Source organism: Oscillatoria salina IIICB1, from assembly GCF_020144665.1.
GTDB lineage: Bacteria > Cyanobacteriota > Cyanobacteriia > Cyanobacteriales > SIO1D9 > IIICB1.
Genome location: NZ_JAAHBQ010000008.1, coordinates 81,058 through 103,248, shown reverse-complemented (window position 1 = coordinate 103,248; position 22,191 = coordinate 81,058). Strand labels below are relative to the sequence as shown.

19 protein-coding genes and 2 tRNA genes are annotated in these 22,191 nt (G+C 42.0%); 8 read left to right on the top strand and 13 right to left on the bottom strand.

The features are described 5' to 3' along the window. The 3 genes from G3T18_RS25845 to G3T18_RS03125 form a co-directional block, all read left to right on the top strand. Window positions 1–68, top strand: a 68-nt coding sequence (locus G3T18_RS25845; RefSeq protein WP_224409068.1) for a DUF4870 domain-containing protein, incomplete at its 5' end; no start/stop codon positions are given. A gap of 80 nt (window positions 69–148) precedes the next feature. Then, window positions 149–1,300, top strand: coding sequence for a Gfo/Idh/MocA family protein (locus G3T18_RS03130; RefSeq protein WP_224409064.1), 1,152 nt, complete (start codon window positions 149–151; stop codon window positions 1,298–1,300). 69 nt (window positions 1,301–1,369) lie between these two features. Beyond that, window positions 1,370–2,527, top strand: coding sequence for an ankyrin repeat domain-containing protein (locus G3T18_RS03125; RefSeq protein ID WP_224409063.1), 1,158 nt, complete (start codon window positions 1,370–1,372; stop codon window positions 2,525–2,527). Between the two features lie 9 nt (window positions 2,528–2,536). Here the strand turns inward: G3T18_RS03125 and G3T18_RS03120 are convergent, their stop codons facing one another. The 8 genes from G3T18_RS03120 to G3T18_RS03085 all read right to left on the bottom strand — a co-directional run bounded on the left by G3T18_RS03120 (window position 2,537) and on the right by G3T18_RS03085 (window position 13,328). Beyond that, complete coding sequence (locus G3T18_RS03120; protein WP_224409062.1) at window positions 2,537–5,461, bottom strand: glycerol-3-phosphate acyltransferase; 2,925 nt, start codon at window positions 5,459–5,461, stop codon at window positions 2,537–2,539. Between the two features lie 139 nt (window positions 5,462–5,600). After that, window positions 5,601–6,824 (bottom strand): (E)-4-hydroxy-3-methylbut-2-enyl-diphosphate synthase, encoded by a 1,224-nt coding sequence (ispG, locus tag G3T18_RS03115; protein ID WP_224409061.1) that lies wholly within the window; start codon window positions 6,822–6,824, stop codon window positions 5,601–5,603. A 745-nt stretch (window positions 6,825–7,569) separates the two neighbouring features. Further along, window positions 7,570–8,262, bottom strand: a complete 693-nt coding sequence (locus G3T18_RS03110) for a hypothetical protein (protein WP_224409060.1) — start codon at window positions 8,260–8,262, stop codon at window positions 7,570–7,572. A 456-nt stretch (window positions 8,263–8,718) separates the two neighbouring features. Continuing rightward, window positions 8,719–8,790 (bottom strand) — tRNA-Thr (locus G3T18_RS03105). A gap of 171 nt (window positions 8,791–8,961) precedes the next feature. Continuing rightward, the gene (locus G3T18_RS03100) at window positions 8,962–9,609 is read right to left on the bottom strand and encodes a response regulator transcription factor (protein WP_224409059.1); all 648 of its coding nucleotides are present in this window, start codon (window positions 9,607–9,609) and stop codon (window positions 8,962–8,964) included. Window positions 9,610–9,939: 330 nt separating this feature from the next. Further along, window positions 9,940–10,488 (bottom strand): (2Fe-2S) ferredoxin domain-containing protein, encoded by a 549-nt coding sequence (locus G3T18_RS03095; protein ID WP_224409058.1) that lies wholly within the window; start codon window positions 10,486–10,488, stop codon window positions 9,940–9,942. Between the two features lie 622 nt (window positions 10,489–11,110). Then, entirely contained in the window at window positions 11,111–11,941 is an 831-nt protein-coding gene (locus G3T18_RS03090; protein WP_224409057.1) for a hypothetical protein, read from the bottom strand. A 154-nt stretch (window positions 11,942–12,095) separates the two neighbouring features. Beyond that, window positions 12,096–13,328 carry a methionine gamma-lyase family protein gene (locus G3T18_RS03085; RefSeq protein WP_224409056.1) on the bottom strand — a complete coding sequence of 411 codons (1,233 nt, stop codon included), beginning with the start codon at window positions 13,326–13,328 and terminating at the stop codon, window positions 12,096–12,098. Window positions 13,329–13,434: 106 nt separating this feature from the next. On the opposite strand from G3T18_RS03085, the gene G3T18_RS03080 reads away from it, so the two are divergent. Then, entirely contained in the window at window positions 13,435–14,256 is an 822-nt protein-coding gene (locus G3T18_RS03080; RefSeq protein ID WP_224409055.1) for an acyl-CoA desaturase, read from the top strand. Window positions 14,257–14,587: 331 nt separating this feature from the next. Further along, the gene (locus G3T18_RS03075) at window positions 14,588–15,415 is read left to right on the top strand and encodes an acyl-CoA desaturase (RefSeq protein ID WP_224409054.1); all 828 of its coding nucleotides are present in this window, start codon (window positions 14,588–14,590) and stop codon (window positions 15,413–15,415) included. A 64-nt stretch (window positions 15,416–15,479) separates the two neighbouring features. On the opposite strand, the gene G3T18_RS03070 is transcribed toward G3T18_RS03075, so the two are convergent. The 5 genes from G3T18_RS03070 to psbZ all read right to left on the bottom strand — a co-directional run bounded on the left by G3T18_RS03070 (window position 15,480) and on the right by psbZ (window position 18,437). Continuing rightward, entirely contained in the window at window positions 15,480–16,751 is a 1,272-nt protein-coding gene (locus G3T18_RS03070) for a glutamate-5-semialdehyde dehydrogenase (protein ID WP_224409053.1), read from the bottom strand. A 4-nt stretch (window positions 16,752–16,755) separates the two neighbouring features. Next, window positions 16,756–17,163 carry a hypothetical protein gene (locus G3T18_RS03065; protein ID WP_224409052.1) on the bottom strand — a complete coding sequence of 136 codons (408 nt, stop codon included), beginning with the start codon at window positions 17,161–17,163 and terminating at the stop codon, window positions 16,756–16,758. A 232-nt stretch (window positions 17,164–17,395) separates the two neighbouring features. Further along, window positions 17,396–17,467, bottom strand: a tRNA-Gly gene (locus tag G3T18_RS03060). A 116-nt stretch (window positions 17,468–17,583) separates the two neighbouring features. Next, a complete protein-coding gene (gene ribH / locus G3T18_RS03055) occupies window positions 17,584–18,180 on the bottom strand; it encodes a 6,7-dimethyl-8-ribityllumazine synthase (RefSeq protein WP_224409051.1) in 597 nt (198 codons plus the stop codon). A gap of 68 nt (window positions 18,181–18,248) precedes the next feature. Then, a complete protein-coding gene (psbZ, locus tag G3T18_RS03050) occupies window positions 18,249–18,437 on the bottom strand; it encodes a photosystem II reaction center protein PsbZ (RefSeq protein ID WP_224409050.1) in 189 nt (62 codons plus the stop codon). A 232-nt stretch (window positions 18,438–18,669) separates the two neighbouring features. Here psbZ and G3T18_RS03045 point away from each other — a divergent pair, with 232 nt between their 5' ends. The 3 genes from G3T18_RS03045 to G3T18_RS03035 all read left to right on the top strand — a co-directional run bounded on the left by G3T18_RS03045 (window position 18,670) and on the right by G3T18_RS03035 (window position 22,052). Continuing rightward, window positions 18,670–21,375, top strand: a complete 2,706-nt coding sequence (locus tag G3T18_RS03045; protein WP_224409049.1) for a CBS domain-containing protein — start codon at window positions 18,670–18,672, stop codon at window positions 21,373–21,375. A gap of 8 nt (window positions 21,376–21,383) precedes the next feature. Continuing rightward, the gene (locus G3T18_RS03040; protein ID WP_224409048.1) at window positions 21,384–21,599 is read left to right on the top strand and encodes a hypothetical protein; all 216 of its coding nucleotides are present in this window, start codon (window positions 21,384–21,386) and stop codon (window positions 21,597–21,599) included. A gap of 108 nt (window positions 21,600–21,707) precedes the next feature. Further along, a complete protein-coding gene (locus G3T18_RS03035) occupies window positions 21,708–22,052 on the top strand; it encodes a DUF6825 family protein (RefSeq protein WP_224409047.1) in 345 nt (114 codons plus the stop codon). Window positions 22,053–22,191 lie beyond the last annotated feature (139 nt).

The following is a 22,191-nucleotide window of genomic DNA, read 5'->3' as shown; positions in this document are numbered from 1 at the left end:
TTTTTGCCGCAGTCAAAGCCAATAAAGGAGAGTTTTATCGTTATCCGTTGACAATTCGCTTTTTGTGATCGAGTCTCTTGGTTAAAGTCTGTTCGTCTTGATACCATTTAACAGCAAACAGCGATCGCATCTCCAAGACTAAATCTTTATGAGTTTTTCAACCGTGGCATCCTCTAGTAACAACGTTAGCGAAAAATCACCTCTGGGCGTAGCAGTAGTCGGAACAGGGTTTGGACAAAAAATTCACTTACCGGGCTTCCAAGAGCATCCTCGCACCAAACCAGTAGCTATTTATAACCGGGATATAGGGAAAGCCAAGCAAATTGCGGCGGAAAATGACATTCCTCACGCGGCTGACAATCTCGAAACAATTCTTTCCTTACCAGACGTGGATGCAGTTAGTGTTTCCACACCGCCATTTTTACACTACGAAATGGGAAAAAAAGTTTTAGAGGCTGGGAAACATTTATTGCTAGAAAAGCCCATGACAATGAATGTGAACCAGACAAAAGAACTATATCAGCTAGCAGAGAAAAAAGGCTTAGTGGCGATCGCCGATTTTGAATTTCGCTTTGTTCCCGCATGGCAGTTACTTGCAGAATACCTCGCTGAGAATTATGTTGGCAATAAACGCTTCATAAAAATTGACTGGATTGTTACCAGTCGCGCTAACAGCGATCGCCCCTGGAATTGGTATTCTCGGAAAGATATGGGTGGCGGTGCTTTGGGTGCAGTTGCTTCCCACAGTTTTGATTATATCCACTGGTTGTTCGGTCCTGTCAAGCGTTTATCTGCGAAACTTTTTACTGCTATTCCCGAACGTCCAGATCCCAAAGATAATGGGAAATTAAAGCCTGTGGATGCTGACGATACCTGTATGCTAATGATGGAATTAGCTGATGGTACGCCTTGTCAGTTATCAATTAGTTCAGTAACTTATAACGGACGCGGACATTGGGTTGAAATTTATGGATCTGATGGTACTTTAGTCTTAGGTAGCGATAATCTCAAAGATTACGTTCACGGTTTTCGTTTATTTGCTGCACCCGCAGGTAAATCCTTAGCTGAAGTAGCGATACCGAAACATCTCGCTTTTAGCCATGTTTATACAGATGGACGTTTAGCACCTTTTATTCGTATAGTTAATCATTGGGTAGAAGCGATCGATGCAGGAAAGTCTTTAACACCTTCATTGCGAGAAGGAGTTTATTCACAGTTATTAATGGATTTAACTCATCAATCGCACGAAAATAATTCTTGGGTAGATGTGCCAAATTTAGATCGTTTTTTGCTGCGATAATTGGTTAAGGTGGGCAATGCTCACCTTGAAGTTTAAGTTTGTAGTCAGCCCTTTAAGGCTACTCAAAATATGTTTAATGCTAAAGATTTTAAAACTTATTGGAAAGAGTGTTTATTTGCTTTATACATTCTCATCGGAGTATTTAGAGTCCATTCGGAAGAAGATTTATTCTGGTTTGGACTTACTATTCTTGTAATCCATTTAATTCTCAGCGAACTTAAATCTGCTAGGGGAATACATAAAGCAGTCTTAAATGAAAATGTTGAGGCGATTATCAAATATCTAGATAACGGAACAGATATCGACTTAGAAGATAATCAAGGGGCAACTCCTTTAATGTTAACCGTGCAGCATAATTTTCTCAATCTGGCTGAACTACTTATCAACCGAGGAGCTAATGTTAATTACAACCTTGAAGACAAAGACAAAGTTTCCCCATTGTATACAGCAGTCATTCGCAAACATAACGAAATCGCCAATCTTCTACTTGCTCGTGGTGCAGTTTTCGATCCACACTCGGCTACTTTTTTCGGAAAAATTGAGGTAATTCAAGATTATTTAGAACAAGGTGGAAATGTTAATTTACTTGGCTATAGAGACGTAACGCTCTTGCAGATGGCAGCCTGGAACAATCAATTAGAAATAGCACAATTATTAATAGATAGTGGTGCTGAGGTAAATGATCAGGATAAATATGGTAGAACTCCCTTACATTTTGCTGCTTCTAATTCCGATGCAGATAAGTTAGTTGAATTCTTAATTGAACGTGGTGCAGAGTTGAATGTAGTAGCTAGAGGTAATCTGATTTTTGATGGAGACGGTAAAACTCGACATGGAACACCATTGCATATAGCGGTTGGCTATAACTGTTTGAATATAGCAGAAATACTAATTAATCAAGGAGCAGATGTTAATGCTCGTTGTAACGATCTTGGTGGCGATACCCCGTTACACGATGCGGTATCAGGAAGAATAGCTAGATTCGATGTTGTTGAACTTTTAATTGCTAATGGGGCAGATGTCAATGCTTATGAGAAATTCCAAGGTAAAACTCCACTACATGAAGTTGCCTATTGGGGACATATAGATATAGCAGAGTTGTTAATTGTTAATGGTGCAAAAGTCAACTCTAGAGATTTTTCTGGTTATACTCCTCTTTCCTCTGCTGAGACTGGTAGACATAATGATATGTATTGTTTCTTAGTACGTTGTGGTGGGAAATTATAACTACTAATTTCAATCAGTTAAAATTTCGACAATTCCTGCTTGTCCGTCAATACGCACTCGCTGATTATTTTGTAATAAATTGGTAGCATTATGAACGTCCATAATTGCGGGAATACCATATTCTCTGGCAACGATCGCGCCATGAGATAGTCTACCACCAACTTCGGCAATTAAACCACCTGCACTTGCTAGCACGGGCGACCATCCGGAGTCTGTATAAGGAACTACTAAAATTGTTGTTTCGTTAATATTTCCTATTTCTTGCAGGTTACGCAAGATTTTGACTCTACCTTCAGCTATTCCGGGACTAGCAGCGATACCTTGTAAGCGTTGTTGAGAAGGATTTTGGGAAGCAGCAAGCATGATGTTTCTTGCAGGTGGATTTCCATAAATAACGTAGGGAATATTAGTTAATTTTTTGTCTTCTGTGAAGAGATTTTTTCTATTAGTAATTATCTCCGATAAGCGTTGGGTTAATTGGGGATCTGCGTCTAAAATTAAGCGGCGAATTTCGGATATTTTCAGGAAAAAGATATCTCCTTCAGTAGTTAATAAATTGGCTTCTAACCACATTTTTTCTAAAGCGACAAAACTCCAACGTAGATGAGCTAAAAGTTGTGAATAAACTTCACCGGAACTACCTTTAAGATTAAGACGTTTTTGGACAAAACTGGTGGTTAAAGCGGGAGAATCTGGTAAATCTCGATCTTGTTCGAGTTGCGATCGCCGTTGTTCATTCAGCAGACATTGTGCGAAAATTTCTCGTACTGGACGAGGATTTTCTTTCCAACGAGGGATGGCAATATCGGTAGCAACATCACTAAGATAGCCATAGCGATCGAGCCATTGTTGAAACTGTTCTAACACATTTTCGCCATCGGGCATTTCCGCGATCGCCGCAAACACAGAGGGACAACTATCTGAGGTTAATTGTTCGATGGGGATTAAATTACGAGTATCAGCAGCTAAACGCGCTAGCGATCGCATTGAGGCTACTTCTGGAGTTTGAGAATTATCTAATTCTGTTTCCGGAACTTGCCAAATTGCTTGTCGAATTGCCAAACTTAAAGGAGCAAGAATACTATAGTAAGTAGCTCGTTGCAAAACAGCTAAAATCTTTTCAATTCTTTCGAGTAAATATTCCTCAGACATCGCTGAAGGCATTTCTCGGTCTAAATCGTTTAAAGTAGGAGCAAATAACTTCTGGTAATCTCGCTCAAAATCTTTGACTAAATTCCATTCTCTAGCCAATAAACGCCTTAAACCAGGAATATTTCTAATTGTCGAAAGTAAAGGTGGTTTACTAAATTTCGCACCTCTAGTCAAAAATTCCAAACTTTCTTCCGGTAGTCCCATGCGGCGGAAAATTTTACCGAGGAGCGTAGCATTAAAATAAGCTCGATGGTAATGTAAAGTAGCAGTATCATCGAAATTTAAACCTCTAGCCCGTTTTCCCAAAACCAAAGTAAAAATTTCGCCCCAAACACCACAAGTAAGAGGACGATTAATCGACCAAGTAAGAGGACGAATTAAACCAGGAATTACCTCAGCCGCAATTTTGCGCGTCCAAATTGGTTGTAAAGTAGTAATCGGTCGAGCTTGCAATAACCATAACTTTTCACCGTCGTAAGTCCATTCAATATCTTGGGGAATACCGTGATAATAATCTTCTAAATCTCGAACGAGATAAGCTATATCTTCAAGTAAAGACTTTGCCGATATTTGTACAGAGTTTAAATCTCCTTCCCCTTCAATACGAGACTCTTCATCGACAGTTTGGGGAAGATAAACTCGATATTGTTGAGGTGTTACCTGTCCCGAAACAACTTGAGTAGCTTCTCCCGGTAAAGCTTCAATTACGACAGAATTATTAAGATTGTCAACCGGATCGCGACTAAAAGCAACACCAGAAAAAACGCCTCGAATTTGTTTTTGGATTAATACCGCCATTGAAGTATCTTTTTGCTGGCGCGATCGCCGATATTGTACAGCACTACGTTGATGATAAGAAGCTTGAGTGCGCAGAATTGCATCTCGAAGTTCTCCGCGATCGCTAACGTTTAAAACAGTGGTATACTGTCCAGCAGCCGAAGCCGAGTAAGAATCTTCACCGATCGCCGAAGAACGAACTACCAAAGGCTGTTCTGATGTAGGTTCGAGAAATTCAATCAACGGTTGCGGATCGTCTCCCGCAGGTAATACCCAGCCCTCCGGAATCGTACAACCCCAGCGTTTTAATTGGGACAAAGTAGCCGCCTTTTGTCCAACTTTAGCCGAATCGAGTTGATTATCCAGAGAAATCAAGGCTTTATCCCCTCGGAAGAAACGAAACATTTTTTGAGACTCCGCTTTGGCTTCATTTGCGCGCAGATCGAGGTCATCAGGGATTTTAGAATAAATCCAAGCCAACATACAAGCAAGGGCGATCGCCGCAATAATTCGGTCTGGTTCGTGAGGATGTCTCAGTGCCAAAATAACTACTAATAGCACTAAAATCCCAATCCGTCCCGCTTTTCGCTCGCGAAAAATTGTAAAACTAACTCCCCCAGTCAGGAAAATCAAACCAGCCGCGATCGGATCGTGAACAATGATACCCCAAACTACATTAGTAGTTCCCGCACCTTTTCCCATCCAATAGCGTCCGACAACTAAAGCAATTAAAGCAATTAACTCCCAAACCGGATCGCTAGGAAAAAATGCACGGGCTAACAAAACCGCCGCAATTCCTTTAAAAGCCTCCGACAGCACCGCCAAAACTCCCACCAGTTTACCGCAATGGTAAAAAGCTGCCGAGACAGAAACATTACCCGTACCCATACGACTTAGAGGAGTTCCTGCGATCGCATAACTAATCCAATCGATCGAAGGTAGCCCCCCCAAAAGCGGACAAACCAAGAAAATTAATAGAGAACCCCAAACTTGCGCGATCGTCATATCTCAGTTATCAGTTAGCACTTACGATATATCCTCATTTACTAATTGTAGAGAGGTTATCTGCAACCTCTCTACATCAGCGATCGCGTAGCCAAATTAATCTCCCTAATCCCCAGTCCCCAGTCCCCAATCCCCAGTCTTAGGGGTCAACCCAACGACCATCAGCTTTAATTAAATTAATCAACTCTTCCACCCCTCGATCTTCCGGTACTTTCTTAATTTCTTCACGACCGCGATATAGAGAAATATAACCCGGTTGCTTACCAACATAACCATAATCGGCATCTGCCATTTCTCCAGGTCCGTTGACAATACAACCCATGACAGCAATATCTAAACCAGAAAGGTGTTTCGTAGCTTCGCGAACTTGATGCAGTACATCTTCTAAATTAAACAAAGTACGACCGCAACTAGGACAAGCTACATATTCCACCATTGTTTTCCGCAATCCCAAAGCTTGGAGAATGCTATAACAAACCGGAATTTCTTTTTCTGGTGCTTCGGTTAAAGATACCCGAATTGTATCGCCGATACCTTCTGCTAAGAGAGTACCAATTCCCGCAGTAGACTTAATTCGTCCATATTCGCCATCTCCAGCCTCAGTAACACCCAGATGCAAAGGATAATCCATTCCTAACTCATCCATTCGCTTAACCATCAAACGGTAAGCAGCTAACATCACCGGGACTCGCGAAGCTTTCAGCGAAATTACCAAATTACGGTAGTCAAGAGATTCGCAAATGCGGATAAATTCCAGCGCCGATTCTACCATGCCTTCGGGAGTATCCCCATAAGTAAAGAGCATTCTTTCGGCGAGGGAACCGTGATTAACACCAATACGCATCGCTTTATTTTGGTCGCGGAGAGAGATTACCAGGGGTTCGAGAGTTTCGCGAATTTTCGCCCCGATTTCCTCAAATTCCGCTTGAGTATATTCGTCGCGATGGCTTTGCCGACCTTGCGGTACGCTTTTCGGCTTCTCAAAAACGTATAATCCAGGATTAATTCTGACTTTATCAACGTGCTTGGCAACTTCTAAGGCAATTTTCATGCCATTATGATGCACATCCGCCACTAACGGCACTGGTCGATAAGTTTGGTTTAATTTCTCCTTAATTTTTGCTAAAGCCTTAGCATGAGCCATACTAGGCACTGTTACGCGCACGATTTCGCAGCCAATTTCGTGTAAACGACGAATTGCTGCTACTGAGCCATCGATATCTAAGGTATCTTCATTAATCATCGACTGCACTACGACCGGATAACCACCACCGATAGTGACATCGCCAACTTTTACCGGACGGGTTGTGCGCCTATTATTGACTGTATAAGCTGAAAATATTGCCCTGCTTGCTTTCTGCATTTTTAAAATTTTTCTTGACGCTGTTTTTTTCATCGGTTACTCAACCACTTAGCATGAAAATTGATGCTGAGCAGTTTATCTACTGGTTTTCTGTTCATGAGAGGCTGTCGCTGGAATTTACGTACAGCGTTTAAACGCCCCGTCCCCCGTCCTCAAGTATCGGGGATGAACAGAAAACGCGATCGGTAAATCAGTGCGATTAGCTAAACGAATTTCTAAATTCACAGTTTTTCTAACAATAGTTTTAATAATTGGTTTGAAGGCTTCAATTTCTATTGATAATTTGTGTTTCCCTTTAAGGCTTTTTCTAAATCATATTTACCCGGTAGATAATGGCATTTTAAAATACCATTGACGAGCTAAATAAATACCGCAGTTAATAAGTTTATTGGCGGTTCGGCAAAGATACTCGGTGAATGGCAATTGTTCTGAGTTTTCGATCTGATTTTGTTGGCAGACAAACAATTAAAATCACCTCCTTCTGTTCTCAGAAATTTTACCACAAATATTTTCTTGGCACTACACTTCTAAAAAGTCGCCCTCCGCTCCGCTAAAGGGCGAGGCTTTAAACCCAGTTTTTCTGGTAAAGCTGTAGTCTGTTGCCAAGTTTGCCTTTTCTGCCAGCGATCGCTGTTTTCACTTTTTTATTTCATAGATTAGGATTTTTGTCAAGGAGTTATTAAAAAAAATAATCAACCTTTGTGATTGCTCGATTAAGGTTGATTATTGTCAGATTTTCTCTTTCCTAACCTTCCACTAAAAGTAGATGAATTCCAATGAAGAAAAGGCTACCTACGACAAAAGAAATAAAATGCGCTCGATCGAATTCTGGGAGTTCTGATTGGGAAACTCGATAGAGAACTATACCTGCGACAACAGCAGCAATGAGATCCATTAAAAATATACTTGGCTCGCTAATAAAGTGTATGGCAATTCCAAGTACAATAGCGAGGATTAGAACAAACCTTCCATACTTAATAAATTTTCCCTCTAATTCCTCAATGAGTCCCAAATCGTTACTCAAAAGGTGAAAGCCAATGAGAATCGCAAATAATAATGCTAAAAAAACTGTTTCTGGGGCTTCTTCTCCAATGGCGATCGCCAAAAGCAGATTATACAGAAACGCCTGTGCCATAATGATGGAATTGCGTACTCGTGCTATGGCTTTTTTCTCCCGGTAGCGTTCCATATAGAACTCTATGCCATAAAAAACAGAAAAGCCCAAAAGAATTAAAAAGTAGATACGCTCACCCACCACATCATGAGAAGTTTCCAGGCTGGGTAATAGCTCTAAAAAAATGTATGCAACAGCAAATCCCCCTGCAAGTGAGCTAAAATGAGGTTCAAAACGCTCTCGATACTTAGCTGCGTAAGGGGAAACGAAGTGAACAATCGCAAACAAGCTCCCCAGAACTAAAAGTTCGACATTTTCAAACATTTTTTGAAAGACCTCCAGTTAGGCAATTGCCAAGATTATTTTTAATCTTTCAGCAAGCCAGAAATACATATTTGATTTAAAAATCAACCAAGTTCTGCATAAATCATTTGAATGATTCATGCAGTTAATTTGGGGTAACAGCTTACAAATTTGAAGCGAACCCTGAGCTTAAATTCACCGGGGAGTTCCTATCCAAAGAGGTATTGGCAGAGTTAGCGCCAGAGCAAAATCAGATAATTTGCTGGAAAACAAATTATCTCAGGAATTATTAACGATCGCCACTTTAGCATATTTTACAGCAACGCTTATTAAGTTAAGTATTGTATTGATGCTGAGCAGTTTATCTACTGGTTTTCTGTTCATGAGGGGCTGTCGCTGGAATTTACGTACAGCGTTTAAACGCCCCGTCGTCCCCGTCCTAAAGTATCGGGGCTTTCTGTGAAAACACGATCGCTAAGCTGGTGACAAGATTTGAACTTGCGACCGGCTGATTACAAATCAGCTGCTCTACCACTGAGCTACACCAGCACTATTTATCATCATAGCAAACTTTTGCGACCTTGTCAGGTAAAGATTTATTTTTTTAGAGTTTTTTTTCGAGAGAACGAGAGAAAGAGCGATCGCCACCCATGTAATCTTTGCCCGCACCAAGACTGACAACACTGACATTTTTCGGGTGACGCTTGCGGCTAAATTCTCTTAAGCCATATTACTTTCAATCGCCCAACGAGCTAACTCAGTCCGATTATGTAGATTAGTTTTGTTGAGCATATTAGAGACATGACTTTCGATTGTCCGTTGAGAGACATTAAGCTGTTCGGCAATTTCACGATTTGCCATACCCTGTGCTACCAACTGAACCACTTTTGATTCAGTTGGAGTTAACTCCACATTTTCCGGAACTTGAATTCTCGAACCAGCATCAGAGCTTCTATTCGTATAGTGCATCAAGCGATTCGCCTGCTTCAGCGAAGATTCTACCTGTGCTACTAACTCTTCAGGTTCAAAGGGTTTCACCATATACACATCAGCACCAGTATTCAAACCCTTTACCCGGTCAGCACTTTGACCTTTAGCCGAGAGAAACAATACCGGAATCCAACTAGTACGAGGATCTTGACGAATGTGTTCGACCAAAGCGTAGCCGTCCATTTCTGGCATCATCACATCGCAAATTATTAGATGAGGAATTTCGCGGTCCAACACATCCAGTGCTTCCCGACCATTTTCAGCAGTAATAACTTCATAGCCTCGAAACTCTAGATAGTCCTTGACCAGCAGGATAAGGTTGGGATCGTCATCGATTAATAGTAGTTTTTTGTAGTCTTTTTGAGCGTTTTCCTTCATTTTGCAACACTCGCTATGTTTGGCGCGATCGGGATGAGCTTAAGAGTACTTAGTGCCTTATTTAACTTTAGTAGTTAAAATTGTCATTATCCAACTAAATTGGATCTAACGAGCAGATCAATTAATTTTTTTCGCTAAATCCAACCAAAGTGATTTCAAGAGCAACCGAGCAAATTCCGTAAAACTACTGAAGCAACACTGCACTTGATATGTTATTGTATGTTCTTTTCTGACTTTTGTGCCACTTAATCTGGGTAAGAGCAAAATTTTTTCGAAATTTCCCGGTACAAATTTATCTGATTAGTGTGTGACGAAAATTAATCTCGCTAGTTAAGTGTTAACCTCTTGTGGGCTAGTTTGTCCCATCATTTGCTCATTTTCTAGTAAATTTTCTGTCTTACCTGTCATGGTTTCCCTTTCTGCTTGAATTTCAGAAGCTAATTTTGGTAATGGATTGATAAGGAAGGCATATTCTGTAACTATTTGCTGATTAATTAAATGCTCCTGAATAATTCTTTCGATTACTTCGGGAGTAGCGTTGCGATACCAAACACCATCTGGATAGACAACCATAATTGGACCTTGGGTACAAACGCGCAAGCAGTTAGCTTTAGTGCGGAAAATACAGTTTGGACGACTTGCTGTCGGACGATCCAGTTCAAGTTCCTTTAATCTTCTTTTGAGATAGTCCCAGGCTTCTATACTAACTTTTTTCGCGCAACATTTCGGCTTCGTTTGGTCAGCACAGAGAAAAATGTGCTTTTGAATGCGATCCAGTGCCAAATTTTGGATTTCAATGGCTAGAGGATCTGTTTCTGGTGGTGTTTGGCTAATTTTGACGTTTTCGGAATGAGACTGCTGGGATTGACTATCGCTCATTTTGCCATCAAACAAGTAACTACTGAAAACCGAACCTCGGATCTAGGTATTTCTCAGTGTAGCGGAGATTCGATCTCTAGGCGATCGCGGTCTAAATTTCTTCGCCTTACCAAAAAAAATGGGTTTAAAGCCTCGCTGTTCTACGGCGACTTTGATTGAAAAGAAACTAGAAAGTTAGTACAATAGTTGATCGCGAGTAAAACTAAAATCTACGTGATTCTTCGCTCTAGTAGGTCGAAATCCCGGTAAGTAAGAAACAACGGTTAGATTGGCTCTAACGGCAGTATGACTAAACCACTGCAAGCTTTCTTCAGAGCGAGGAGCGTACTAAACTAGCTGAGTGATGGATGTTTGAAAGCATAAAACTCAAAAAAGTAAGCGCAATATATGCGGCTATATGTCAACATATTGAGCGTCTAGAGGCAACTTGACTGTGCCTGCAAGAGGAAAGAGAACTACTTGTGAATCCCCTCCCTTTAGCAACGCGGAGGGAGGGGAGTAGTCAATAATACAGAGATACTTACTTTTTCACTCACCAAGGCGATCGCCGCTATCTTGCTGCGCGTCTCGATCGCAGTTACTTTGAGTTATCATTGCCGCTTGTCATATTTTTTCCTAAAGCTTAGTCTTCGGTAGAAGAGTAAATTTTATCAGCAAACAGAACAGGTTTATTCTCATATTCTGCTTCTAGTTTATTAATTATCTCTAAATCCCAGGTTAATTCGTAGTCTCTTTCCACTTCAGTAACTTGTAACTGACGGACTATTCCAGTTACAACTACGGTTTGTTCCTCTCGCGGTATGCTTCCCAAAGAATCAAATTGGACAACTAGCAAATCACGATCGCTCAGTCCGCTAGCATCTAAAGTAAAAGAATTGCGATCGACTACTTCTTCGATCTGAGCTTCTACGGCAACTCTCTTACCATAATATTGCTCTGGATTGCTAGCAATATTAGCTGGTTTGGGTGCTAGGGCAATCGAACGAGCAAAAATTGTTGGTTTATTTTCGTATTTGACGTAGCGCTCGGCATCGCCTAGCCCAATTCCGGTTTCTTTTTCTGCTACTTGAAACTCGCCTACTTCTCCAGTTACTTGAATTTCTATATTGTCGTTAACAACAGGCACTGGTTCCCCGGATTCATTGACTATTAAAATCTCTTTTTTCGCCCAAATACTCCGATTGCCAATTAAAAATTTGTTGTCATCAATTCCTTCTATAATTTCGCCTCTCACAGTTACAGTTTGACCATTGAGGATTTCGGGATTGTTAGCAAGTTCTTCTGAACTAACATTTTTTTCAAACCAGTGGGGAGTAGCTTCTGATTGTAAGACTTTGCTGCCCACAGCCGCAAAAATTAAGATGACAATTATCCCGAAAATTCCCACGCCTATCGTTTTGAAACCAGTTAAATATTTAGCGGTTTCTTTTTGTACTTTGGGTATATTAGCCATATTTTATTCAGTTTTATTTATTTAAAAATAAAGTAGATTGATTTAGGATAATTGTGACTCAGTCAACCAAATTCGCCATCTGTCCGGCGAAAGAGCGATCGCCAATTTATAACCAAAGAAAGAAATAACTAAGGTTATTTAAAGACCTTTTTGGTTAAGTAGCTTCGCCGACAGCTTCAATCGCAGCTTCGAGGGCGATCGCCACATGAGTCCAATGAGTCCCTCCTTGACAAAAGACCAGATAAGGTTCTCTTAAAGGTCCATCAGCAGAAAATTCCGAGGTACTGCCATCAATAAACGTTCCTCCAGCCATTACTAATTGGCTCTCATATCCTGGCATCGGGGCAGGAATGGGGTCTAGATAGGAACCTACGGGAGAATGCTGTTGAATAGCGCGACAGAAGGCAATTAGCTTTTCTTTGTCACCTAACTTAATTGCTTGAATCACATCTCGACGTGAAACTAAGGGTAAAGGATTCACTGGATAACCAAGCTTGTCAAAGACATAAGCTGTTAAATGATTACCTTTGAGAGCTTCCCCTACCATTTGCGGTGCAAGAAACAAACCTTGGAACAACAAACGATTTTGGTCGAAAGTCGCGCCTCCCTCGCTACCAATTCCCGGTGCAGTTAAACGACAAGCCGCCGCTTCGACAAATTCGGCTTTTCCAGCGACATAGCCGCCCGCCGTCGCAATTGTCCCACCTGGATTTTTAATCAAAGAACCAGCAATTAAATCTGCACCCACAGCAGTAGGTTCCCTGTCTTCAACAAACTCGCCGTAACAATTATCAACAAAACAAACCGTCTGAGGATTTTGTTGCTTCACGAGACGGACAATTTTTTCAATGTCTGAAATAGACAAACTCGATCGCCAAGAGTAGCCACAGGAACGCTGGATGAAGACAAGACGAGTATTATCTCGAATTGCAGTGCTAAGAGCCTCCCAATTTATGATTCCTTCGTTAGTGAGAGTTAATTGGCGATATTGAATGTTAAACTCCATTAAGGAACCTTGACAATTCCCGCGCAAGCCGATTACTTCTTCCAAAGTGTCGTAAGGAGAACCAGCAACGGCTAACATTTCGTCTCCAGGACGAAGAACGCCAAACAAGGCACAAGCGATCGCGTGAGTTCCGGAAACAAATTGTAGTCTTACGGCTGCGGCTTCAGCTTGCATAACTTCCGCAAAAACTCGATCTAAAGTTCGTCGTCCTAAATCGTCATGTCCGTACCCGCTAACACTAGCAAAATGCTGAACTCCTACGCGCTGATTTCGGAAAGCTTTTAACACTTTTTGGAGATTTTGCTTGACCTGGGTGTCAATTCCAGAAAAAATCGGGATTAGTGCCTTCTCTGCTTCATTTAGCAGTTTTACGCTGTTCATTTTAGAAACACAAAGTGAGATTTTAGTCAATGGTTAAGTAAAAATTTACCGATTCTCGCTTTTGTTCGTAGAAGGTTACCATCTTTGAACGTATTTAGGTTACTGCATGACTGTTGCTACATCAAAAAAACTTTCCCTTGATTGGTCAATTATCGCTTATATAACAGGAATCCACCTGGTAGCTTTACTTGCCTTTTTGCCGAGTAATTTTACCTGGTCGGCAGTTGGAGTTGCTCTATTGCTTCATTGGGTAACTGGCGGTTTAGGTATTACACTAGGATTTCATCGCTTAGTCACTCATCGCAGTTTTGAAACTCCTAAGTGGTTGGAATATTTCTTTGTTTTTTGCGGAACTCTAGCTGCTGAGGGAGGACCGATCGCGTGGGTAGGAATGCACCGCATTCATCATTTATATTCCGATACTGAGAAAGATCCTCATGATTCTAATCGAGGTTTTTGGTGGAGCCACCTTAATTGGATGCTCCATGAAATCCCCCAAGATTCAGAACTACCTCGCTACACCAAAGACATTGCTGATGACCGAGTTTATCAGTTTTTGCAAAAATATTTTATTCCCATCCAAGTTGTCTTTGGGCTGTTTCTCTTTTGGTTAGGCGGTTGGTCTTGGGTAGTCTGGGGAATTTTTGTCCGTTTAGTGGTGGTTTTCCACTGTACTTGGTTTGTGAACAGTGCTAGTCATCAGTTTGGCTATCAAACTTACGAATCTGGCGATCGCTCCCGCAATTGCTGGTGGGTGGCTCTTCTCACCTACGGTGAAGGTTGGCACAACAACCATCACGCTTTTCAATATTCTGCCCGTCACGGCCTAGAATGGTGGGAAATAGATTTCACTTGGATGACAATCCGATTTTTAGAAATAATTGGTTTAGCCACCAACGTTAAGTTAGTTAAACAGCAAGCAAAATAAAATTTATCTCTCTACACCCAACCAAACGCGGGCAAGCTGCCCGCTTTAGCTTTGGAGCAATATGGGTGCTAGTGCGAGCAGGTAGTTCGCTTTTTAATTGCGAGAGATTTTGCTTGACCTGAGCGTCAATTTAGGAAAAAATCGGGAAGATTTGCTTTTCATACTTCATTTATCAGCGTTAAGAGGTTGATTTTAAGAACACAACATGAGATTTTAGTCGATGGTTAAATAAAAAATTAGTCGATGGTTAGAGAAAAATTTAGGGCTTTTCCCTGTTTTTAGGAGAAAGTTACCGTTCAAAAAACATTTAGGTGATTACATAGGTTATTAAATGAGTGTTGCAACATCAAAACAATTTCCCCTCGATTGGTCGGTGATTGTATATCTAACTGGAATCCACGCAGTAGCTTTGCTTGCCTTCCTACCTAGTAACTTTAGCTGGGGAGCAGTTGGCGTTGCACTTTTCCTCCATTGGGTAACGGCTGGGCTTGGTGTAACCCTAGGATTCCATCGCTTAGTTACCCATCGTAGTTTTGAAACTCCCAAGTGGTTAGAATATTTCTTGGTCTTTTGCGGAAGTCTATCTGCTCAAGGAGGACCTATTAAGTGGGTTGGTTTGCACCGTATGCACCATTTATATTCTGATGCTGAGGGCGATCCTCACGATTCTAATCGAGGTTTTTGGTGGAGTCACATTAGTTGGATGCTTCATAAAATCCCCCAGGATACTGATATTCCTCGCTATACCAAAGACATTGCTGATGACCCGGTTTATCAGTTTTTGCAAAAATATTTTATTCTCTTACAAGTTTTGTTGGGGGTTTTGCTCTTATACTTAGGTGGTTGGTCTTGGGTAGTCTGGGGAATTTTTGTGCGTCTGGTGGCTGTGTTTCACTGCACTTGGTTTGTGAACAGTGCTAGTCATATGTTTGGCTATCAAACTTATGAGTCTGGCGATCGCTCCCGCAATTGCTGGTGGGTTGCTCTTGTTACCTATGGTGAAGGTTGGCACAATAACCATCATGCTTTTCAATATTCTGCCCGTCATGGCTTGCAATGGTGGGAAATAGACTTCACTTGGATGACAATTCAATTTCTACAAGCTCTTGGTTTAGCAACTAAAGTTAAGTTAGCACCAAATAAAAGGGAAGTTTCCTGATTTGGTTAGTGGTGGGAGCGCTCGACTCCCCTTAAACTTACTAAAACGAAAATAGCGCTTTGGCTTAATTCCTTCTTTCTCCTTGAACAACTTGCTTGAGTGTGGTAAAAGTTTCTAGTCCGATTAATCCTCTTCGATGTCCTTTTTGATTGGACATACCTAAAAATACTGAGTCCCCACGCTTGGAATTACGGTAAAAGCGAGGAGAAGAATTGATATAAACTAAAGCGCTATCAATTTCTTGAGCAAACTGGCGGCTTTCGGCATAAGATTCAGTTACTAAGCAGTTAGCATGACCGCTACTGTATTGATTCATCCAGGCGATCGCTGCTTCGATATTATCAACTACTTTAAAGCTAACGATTTTTTTAAGATAAGCTCGATCCCACTCACTCTCTTCTGCCAGTTTTAACTGATCGGGAAATTCTTGTGCGAGTTCGGGATCTCCATGCAATTCAAAGCCTTTTTCTTCTAAACTTTTAAACAATCGTACTAGAGTCGAAGATTTTTGATTCCTGTGAATGAGAACTTTTTCCAGAGCATTTACTGGATCTGGTTCGCTAGCGTGACTGTCAAGAATTACCCAACGAGCAAGATCCAATTCTCCACTGGGAGACCAATAAAGATAGCAATTTCCCATTGCCGATCGTAGAACTGGCGCTGTAGCACGTTGAGTCACTTGCTTGACTAAGCTATCACGTCCATAGGGAATTACCAAATTTATATACTGGTCTTGTACAACTAATTCGCTAATGGCAGAACCTAGATCGGAGGAAAGGATTTCTAAACTCCCGCTTGGCAACTTCGCATCTTCTAGAGCATTTTTCATTACTTTCGCGATCGCTGCATTACAATGACTGGCTTCGCTTCCACCTCGTAAAATCAAGCTGTTGCCAGTTTTCAAACACAAGCCCGCCGCGATCGCCGCTAGTTCCGGAAATGCTTCGTAAATAAAGGCAATTACTCCTAAAGGCATTAATTGACAGTAGGTTTGAGCGGGATCGAGTTGGTAAGGAGCATTCATTACTCTTTGGATGGGATCGGATAATTCTCCAATCCGCTTTAAAATCTGGACTGTATTTTGCAGTCTTTCGGGGGTTAGCTTTAACCACTCTAAAATTAACTCTGGTACTGCCATTTCCCGACTCGTTTCCAAGTCAAGGGTATTTGCTTCTAAGATTTCGTCAAAGGCATTTTCTATTTCTTGGGCGAGAATCTGAACTCCTTGACTCCGGAGAGAACCTTTGGTAGTTGCCAGTTCACAAGAAGCTGTTTGGGCGCGCTTAACGGCGGTGATTATTTGATTTTTTGCACTGCTATTGTCGTCAATTTTCATTTTCTTAACGCCGATAAGCTAACCATACCATTAATGCTGGCAATAGTAGTACTAATACCACCAGCAAAGCCCAGAAAATTACATTTTGACTCGGAGGCAATCGCAATGCCACTGGAAGCCAGACGATCAAAGGTATGAGAATTATACACATGGCAATCGGCAGATAACTTTCTCTTAAGCCTGTGTGAGCAGTTATCCACCGATGTCCACTCCAACGCCAAGCACGCTTGTATGGGTAGCTTGTGGACAATTGTTCTAATATATAACCATTCTCTTCGACCACAAAAATTTGCTGACAGCGATCGCACCCCATCGCTTCTGTCAGGGTAATTGGTTGCAAGCACCCCTTACGCCTACACGGACAGGGGTACTCTGCATTTAAATCTATCTTCTGAGCTTTCTGAGGTGGCACAAGCGTTAGTCACAAAATACCATTATCCAAAATAGTTTAGCGTATCTGCCCAAGCTAGTTTTGTCGAGCTTAATTTTTTGCAGTTTTTCCTACTCAGTCTTTTTTCAGTTTAGCCAAAACTTTGTTAAATGATGAAATTCAGCAGATTTTCTGCTTAAGCGAGTAATTTAGAAATCTAATTAATCTTCCTCAACTTCGATTTTCAACATAGGGTAGTCGAGCTTTTTCTCTAAGCGGGTAACGCGATTCGAACGCGCGACATTCACCTTGGCAAGGTGACGCTCTACCCCTGAGCTATACCCGCAATTTCTTAACCGTATTTACCACTATCGCACAATTATTTCTAACTGTCAAGGTTGGTTTAGTTTTTTTTGGGCAGTGAGCAGTTACCAGTGAACAGTCACTACTCCCAATCCCCAACTACTTGTTTTCAGATTGAGACACTGACGACTCAGAAGAGGATAACTCTTCACCGGGAGAAACAGGTAAAGCCGGGGTAGCGCGATCGTAAGGAGGATAAGATTGAATGGAAATTTTGTCGTTAATTTGTCGCATCAAGCTAGCCATTTCTAAAGCATTCATCGCATAATTCCAGCCATGATTACTTTTAATACCCGCCCTTTCAAGAGCTTGTTGCATCGTATCTGCCGTCAAAACGCCAAAAACCACTGGTACACCTGTTTGAAAACCTGCGGCGGCAACACCTTTAGCTACCTCAGCAGCGACGTAATCGAAATGAGGAGTTTGTCCCCGGATGACTGCACCTAAGCAAATAATTGCATCATAACGACCTGACATTGCCAATCGTCGAGCTACTACAGGGATTTCAAAACTCCCCGGTACCCAAACATAATCTACTTGAGTACCTTGGGGATTAACATCGATACCGTGGCGTTTGAGGCAATCTTGACATCCGGATAAAAGCTTGTCTGTCACCAAATCGTTAAAACGACCGATCGCGATCGCCAAGCGTAAATCGGATGGGGATTGAGTAAATGTTCCCTCGAAAACTGCCATGAAAATCTAAACAAAGAATGTGAATGAACTACTTAAGAGTGTGAGATGCTTCAGACCAAGCTGAGTCGTTACACTACGAAAAAGTTCAAAATACCTACCAGTACGACTAAAATAGCCCAAACGCCAGACCCAAGATAAATCAAGCTTTTAGACTGATCCCAGTTTTGGGGCGAGGCGTAGGCGACAGGTACGCCGATAACCATCACAAAAGACAAAAGAACTAATGCAGTAAGAGCCAATTGAAACAGAATAGTCATTTTATAATTCTCCCAACACAACAAATAAAGTGAGCTTTGAAGATCTCTTGGTAGCCAAGGATCTCTTGAAAATCTTAAATGCTTCCTGATATAGTAAGCTACCAAAGATCGAGCCGTTGTGCTGCACTCTTTTTTGATTTGTTAGATGTTGAGCGAGTAAAAATAGGGCAAAAGTGCTTGCGTACACTGGTGTTGGGTATTTGGTAGTTGGAGGTAAATACCAATAAACTCGATGGATTTGATTTTGTGCCATCAAACTGCTGATTTTGACACTTTGGGGGCGGCGGTAGGTTTGACCAAGCTCAAAAGTGGCGCCAGAATAGTGCTGACGGGGGGAAGTCATCCGGGGGTTAAGGATTTTCTGGCATTGCATCGGGATGAGTTTGCTTCGGTGGAACGTCGGAGTGTGAATCCAGGGCAAATTCGTTCGCTGGCGATCGCTGATACTCAATATCGTTCTCGTCTCGGAAAAGCGGCGGAATGGCTGGATTTACCTCATTTACGCTCGATTGAAATTTATGACCATCACTTGGATGCTGATTCTGATATTCGCGCTACTTATACTCAAATTGAAGCTGTTGGCGCTACGACAACGCTGATTGTGGAACGTCTCCAGCAGGAAAATGTGCAGTTAACTACTTCCGAAGCGACGGTGATGGCTTTGGGAATTCATGCGGATACGGGATCGCTGACTTTTGAACAAACTACCAGTCGCGATGCTTGGGCTTTAGCTTGGTTGATGTCCCAAAATGCTAGTTTGGCGGTAATTCGGGAATACCTCGAACCTGGTTTGTCAATCGAGTTACAACAATTATTAACAGCAGCGTTAGAAAATCTGGTTAAGCAAGAAACACAAGGCTACAGTGTTGCTTGGGTACTATTGGAAAGTAAAAAATTCGTCCCCGGATTATCCAGTTTAGTCGAACGTTTGCTCAACTTAACTGAAGCGGATGCGCTGCTAGTAGGACATCGGTATTGGCGACGAGAAGAAGGAAAAGAGTGTTTAACAGTAATTGGGCGATCGCGGATTGACGGAACCGATCTACAAGCTTTATTCTCGGCTTTGGGTGGTGGGGGACATTCTCAAGCGGCTTCGCTAAGTCTCCAAGATGTCGATCCTGAAGCTACCCTGAAGCAATTAGTCGCGCAACTAGAAGAACAAATACCTCATCCCTTGACAGCCAGGGATTTGATGTCTTCCCCAGTGCGAACAATTCGTCCCCAAATTACAATCGGCGAAGCACAGCGAATTTTATTGCGTTACGGACATTCCGGTTTATCAGTCGTAGACGAAAGCGATCGCTTGGTGGGAATTATTTCCCGACGAGATTTGGATATAGCCCTACATCATGGCTTCGCTCACGCCCCCGTAAAAGGCTATATGAGCCGCAATCTCAAGACAATTAGCCCAGATACCCTTTTGCCGGAAATAGAAGCTTTAATGGTCACGTATGACGTAGGACGACTACCAGTTTTAGCTGATGGGGAATTGGTGGGGATTGTCACTCGTACCGACGTGTTGCGACAATTACATCAAGACCGAACCCGAATCAGCGAGATCCAAAGAGAGCAAAATACAGGTGTAGCTTCTTGTTTATTGAGTTCGCTTCAGGAACGCCTCGCAGCCCCTTTTTGGCAATTCCTCGATCGCACAGCTAAAGAAGCTCAACAACGCGGTTGGCATCTTTATTTGGTTGGTGGTGGCGTGCGAGACTTACTTTTAGCCGATCGCCACGAGCCTTTAGAATTACCAGATATTGACACGATCGTTGATGGCTTTTATCAAGCAGCCGATGCGGGTGCAGGAGTCGAACTAGCCAAAGCCCTACAAAAAATTTATCCTCAAGCTCGTTTAGAAGTCCACGGCGCATTTCAAACAGCAGCTTTACTTTGGCATAAAGATCCCCAACTTGGCTCTCTAGCCGTCGATATTGCCACAGCCAGAACCGAATTTTATCCTTATCCAGCAGCTAATCCGGAAGTCGAAGCAAGTTCAATTCGCCAAGACTTGTATCGGCGCGATTTTACCATTAACGCTCTGGCAGTACGACTAACTTCACCTAGAGCTGGAGAAATGCTAGATTTTTTTGGTGGGTTACTCGATTTGCGAGATCGTTTAATTAGAGTTCTCCACCCCAATAGTTTTATCGAAGATCCCACCAGAATTTATCGCGCTGTGCGGTTTGCAGTACGTCTCGGATTTGCGATCGAAACCCAAACCGAAGAATATATTCGCTATGCAATTTCAAGCGGGATCTACGAGCGATCGCACTCAGGTAATAATTTCGTTCCTGCCTTGACAACTAGGTTAAAATCTGAATTGAAATACATTCTCCAGGCTCCCTACTGGAAACCAGCTTTACAGATGCTCGCCGATCTCGGAGCGCTTCGCTGTCTGCATCAGACAATGAAATTAGACCAACAGTTATGGTGGCAAGTTCGTTTAAGCGATCGCTGGTTACAGCGCTTCGATCCCGACAACACCTTAACCCATTGGCAAATGCGCTTAGAAGTTTTAATTGCTTCTGTTGCTGCTGACGAACGCGCTAAAGTAGCCAAAAATCTGCAACTGCCTTTAGACAGTATCGACAGACTGAAAAATTTGGCTACCTGGAAAAGCGAAATCGATCGGTGTTTACCTAATTGTCAACTCAAGAGCGAAATAGTTAAACTGCTACGAAAGTACAAATTACCCGCTTTAGTTTTAGTTGGAGTCAAAAGTTCCCGAAGCATCAGACGGACAATTTGGCAATATCTCACCAACTGGAGCGAGATTAAACCACCCTTAAACGGCAATGACTTAAAAGCACTCGGTTACAAACCAGGACCTCGTTACAAACAAATCCTCGACGATTTGTTAAGCGCCAGGTTAGATGACAAAATTAGTGAATCTCGTAGCGAAGCAATAGATTTTTTAACAGCCCATTATCCCAAGTAAACTAACTAATGAGCAAAGATCAACAAAAAACAACCCATAAAATGAGATTGCCGATTATGGCACTATTCATGACCAGCGCGATCGCTGCTTCGGCAGGTTCCGGTTTTGGGCTGGCTCTCCGCCTTAACCATCCTCAAGAACCCGGTGCGACCATTTTACACAAATGGCAAAGCTTTCCGACCCGGAACAATTGGCCCATTGTAGCTTCCCCTTCGGCTCGTTAAAGCTAGAAGTAAATCGGGGGTATCTACCCTAGGTAAATCTCGGTACTGGGTCGTCCACCTAAAAAGCAAGATATAATTTGTTACGAAACCATAAAAAAAAATATATCAATGAGTAATCCTGTAATTCACGCCTTTTTTATCGGCAGAGCTGTAGCAGAAATTATCGGCGAAAAGGTTGAAGACTCATTCACCAACGCTCTTTCAGAATTAGGTAAATTTGATGCCGAACAGCGAGAAAATTTACGCCAATTTACAGAAGAAGTTATCGCCAGAGCAGAACGCGAAATATCTTTATACGATCGCTCCGATCCTACAACTGGGACTTCTCCCTCACCTACATCAGGACTAAGAACAGAATCTTCCTCAGACTTACAAGAAACCATCGACGAGCTACGAGCAGAAATTGCTCGCCTGAAATCAGAGTTAAAGCAATATCGTAGCAGCTTGACTTAATTAGCTCCCAGTTGGCAATTAGGCAGGAAGACGGAGTTACTGGCTTTTTAGCGCCAGTGCTTGTCCAGCCTAAGTTTTAACTAAAGTAAATTTTTGGCAAAACTAATTTAGGAAACCGAGTGTCTGCTCTCTCTCAAAA

What these genes read in the sequence shown, in the direction of transcription:
- G3T18_RS03130 (WP_224409064.1), top strand. Translation starts at nt 149, where the DNA reads ATGAGTTTTTCAACCGTGGCATCCTCTAGTAACAACGTTAGCGAAAAA.
- G3T18_RS03125 (WP_224409063.1), top strand. Translation starts at nt 1,370, where the DNA reads ATGTTTAATGCTAAAGATTTTAAAACTTATTGGAAAGAGTGTTTATTT.
- G3T18_RS03120 (WP_224409062.1), bottom strand. Translation starts at nt 5,461, where the DNA reads ATGACGATCGCGCAAGTTTGGGGTTCTCTATTAATTTTCTTGGTTTGT.
- ispG (WP_224409061.1), bottom strand. Translation starts at nt 6,824, where the DNA reads ATGCAGAAAGCAAGCAGGGCAATATTTTCAGCTTATACAGTCAATAAT.
- G3T18_RS03110 (WP_224409060.1), bottom strand. Translation starts at nt 8,262, where the DNA reads ATGTTTGAAAATGTCGAACTTTTAGTTCTGGGGAGCTTGTTTGCGATT.
- G3T18_RS03100 (WP_224409059.1), bottom strand. Translation starts at nt 9,609, where the DNA reads ATGAAGGAAAACGCTCAAAAAGACTACAAAAAACTACTATTAATCGAT.
- G3T18_RS03095 (WP_224409058.1), bottom strand. Translation starts at nt 10,488, where the DNA reads ATGAGCGATAGTCAATCCCAGCAGTCTCATTCCGAAAACGTCAAAATT.
- G3T18_RS03090 (WP_224409057.1), bottom strand. Translation starts at nt 11,941, where the DNA reads ATGGCTAATATACCCAAAGTACAAAAAGAAACCGCTAAATATTTAACT.
- G3T18_RS03085 (WP_224409056.1), bottom strand. Translation starts at nt 13,328, where the DNA reads ATGAACAGCGTAAAACTGCTAAATGAAGCAGAGAAGGCACTAATCCCG.
- G3T18_RS03080 (WP_224409055.1), top strand. Translation starts at nt 13,435, where the DNA reads ATGACTGTTGCTACATCAAAAAAACTTTCCCTTGATTGGTCAATTATC.
- G3T18_RS03075 (WP_224409054.1), top strand. Translation starts at nt 14,588, where the DNA reads ATGAGTGTTGCAACATCAAAACAATTTCCCCTCGATTGGTCGGTGATT.
- G3T18_RS03070 (WP_224409053.1), bottom strand. Translation starts at nt 16,751, where the DNA reads ATGAAAATTGACGACAATAGCAGTGCAAAAAATCAAATAATCACCGCC.
- ribH (WP_224409051.1), bottom strand. Translation starts at nt 18,180, where the DNA reads ATGGCAGTTTTCGAGGGAACATTTACTCAATCCCCATCCGATTTACGC.
- psbZ (WP_224409050.1), bottom strand. Translation starts at nt 18,437, where the DNA reads ATGACTATTCTGTTTCAATTGGCTCTTACTGCATTAGTTCTTTTGTCT.
- G3T18_RS03045 (WP_224409049.1), top strand. Translation starts at nt 18,670, where the DNA reads ATGGATTTGATTTTGTGCCATCAAACTGCTGATTTTGACACTTTGGGG.
- G3T18_RS03040 (WP_224409048.1), top strand. Translation starts at nt 21,384, where the DNA reads ATGAGCAAAGATCAACAAAAAACAACCCATAAAATGAGATTGCCGATT.
- G3T18_RS03035 (WP_224409047.1), top strand. Translation starts at nt 21,708, where the DNA reads ATGAGTAATCCTGTAATTCACGCCTTTTTTATCGGCAGAGCTGTAGCA.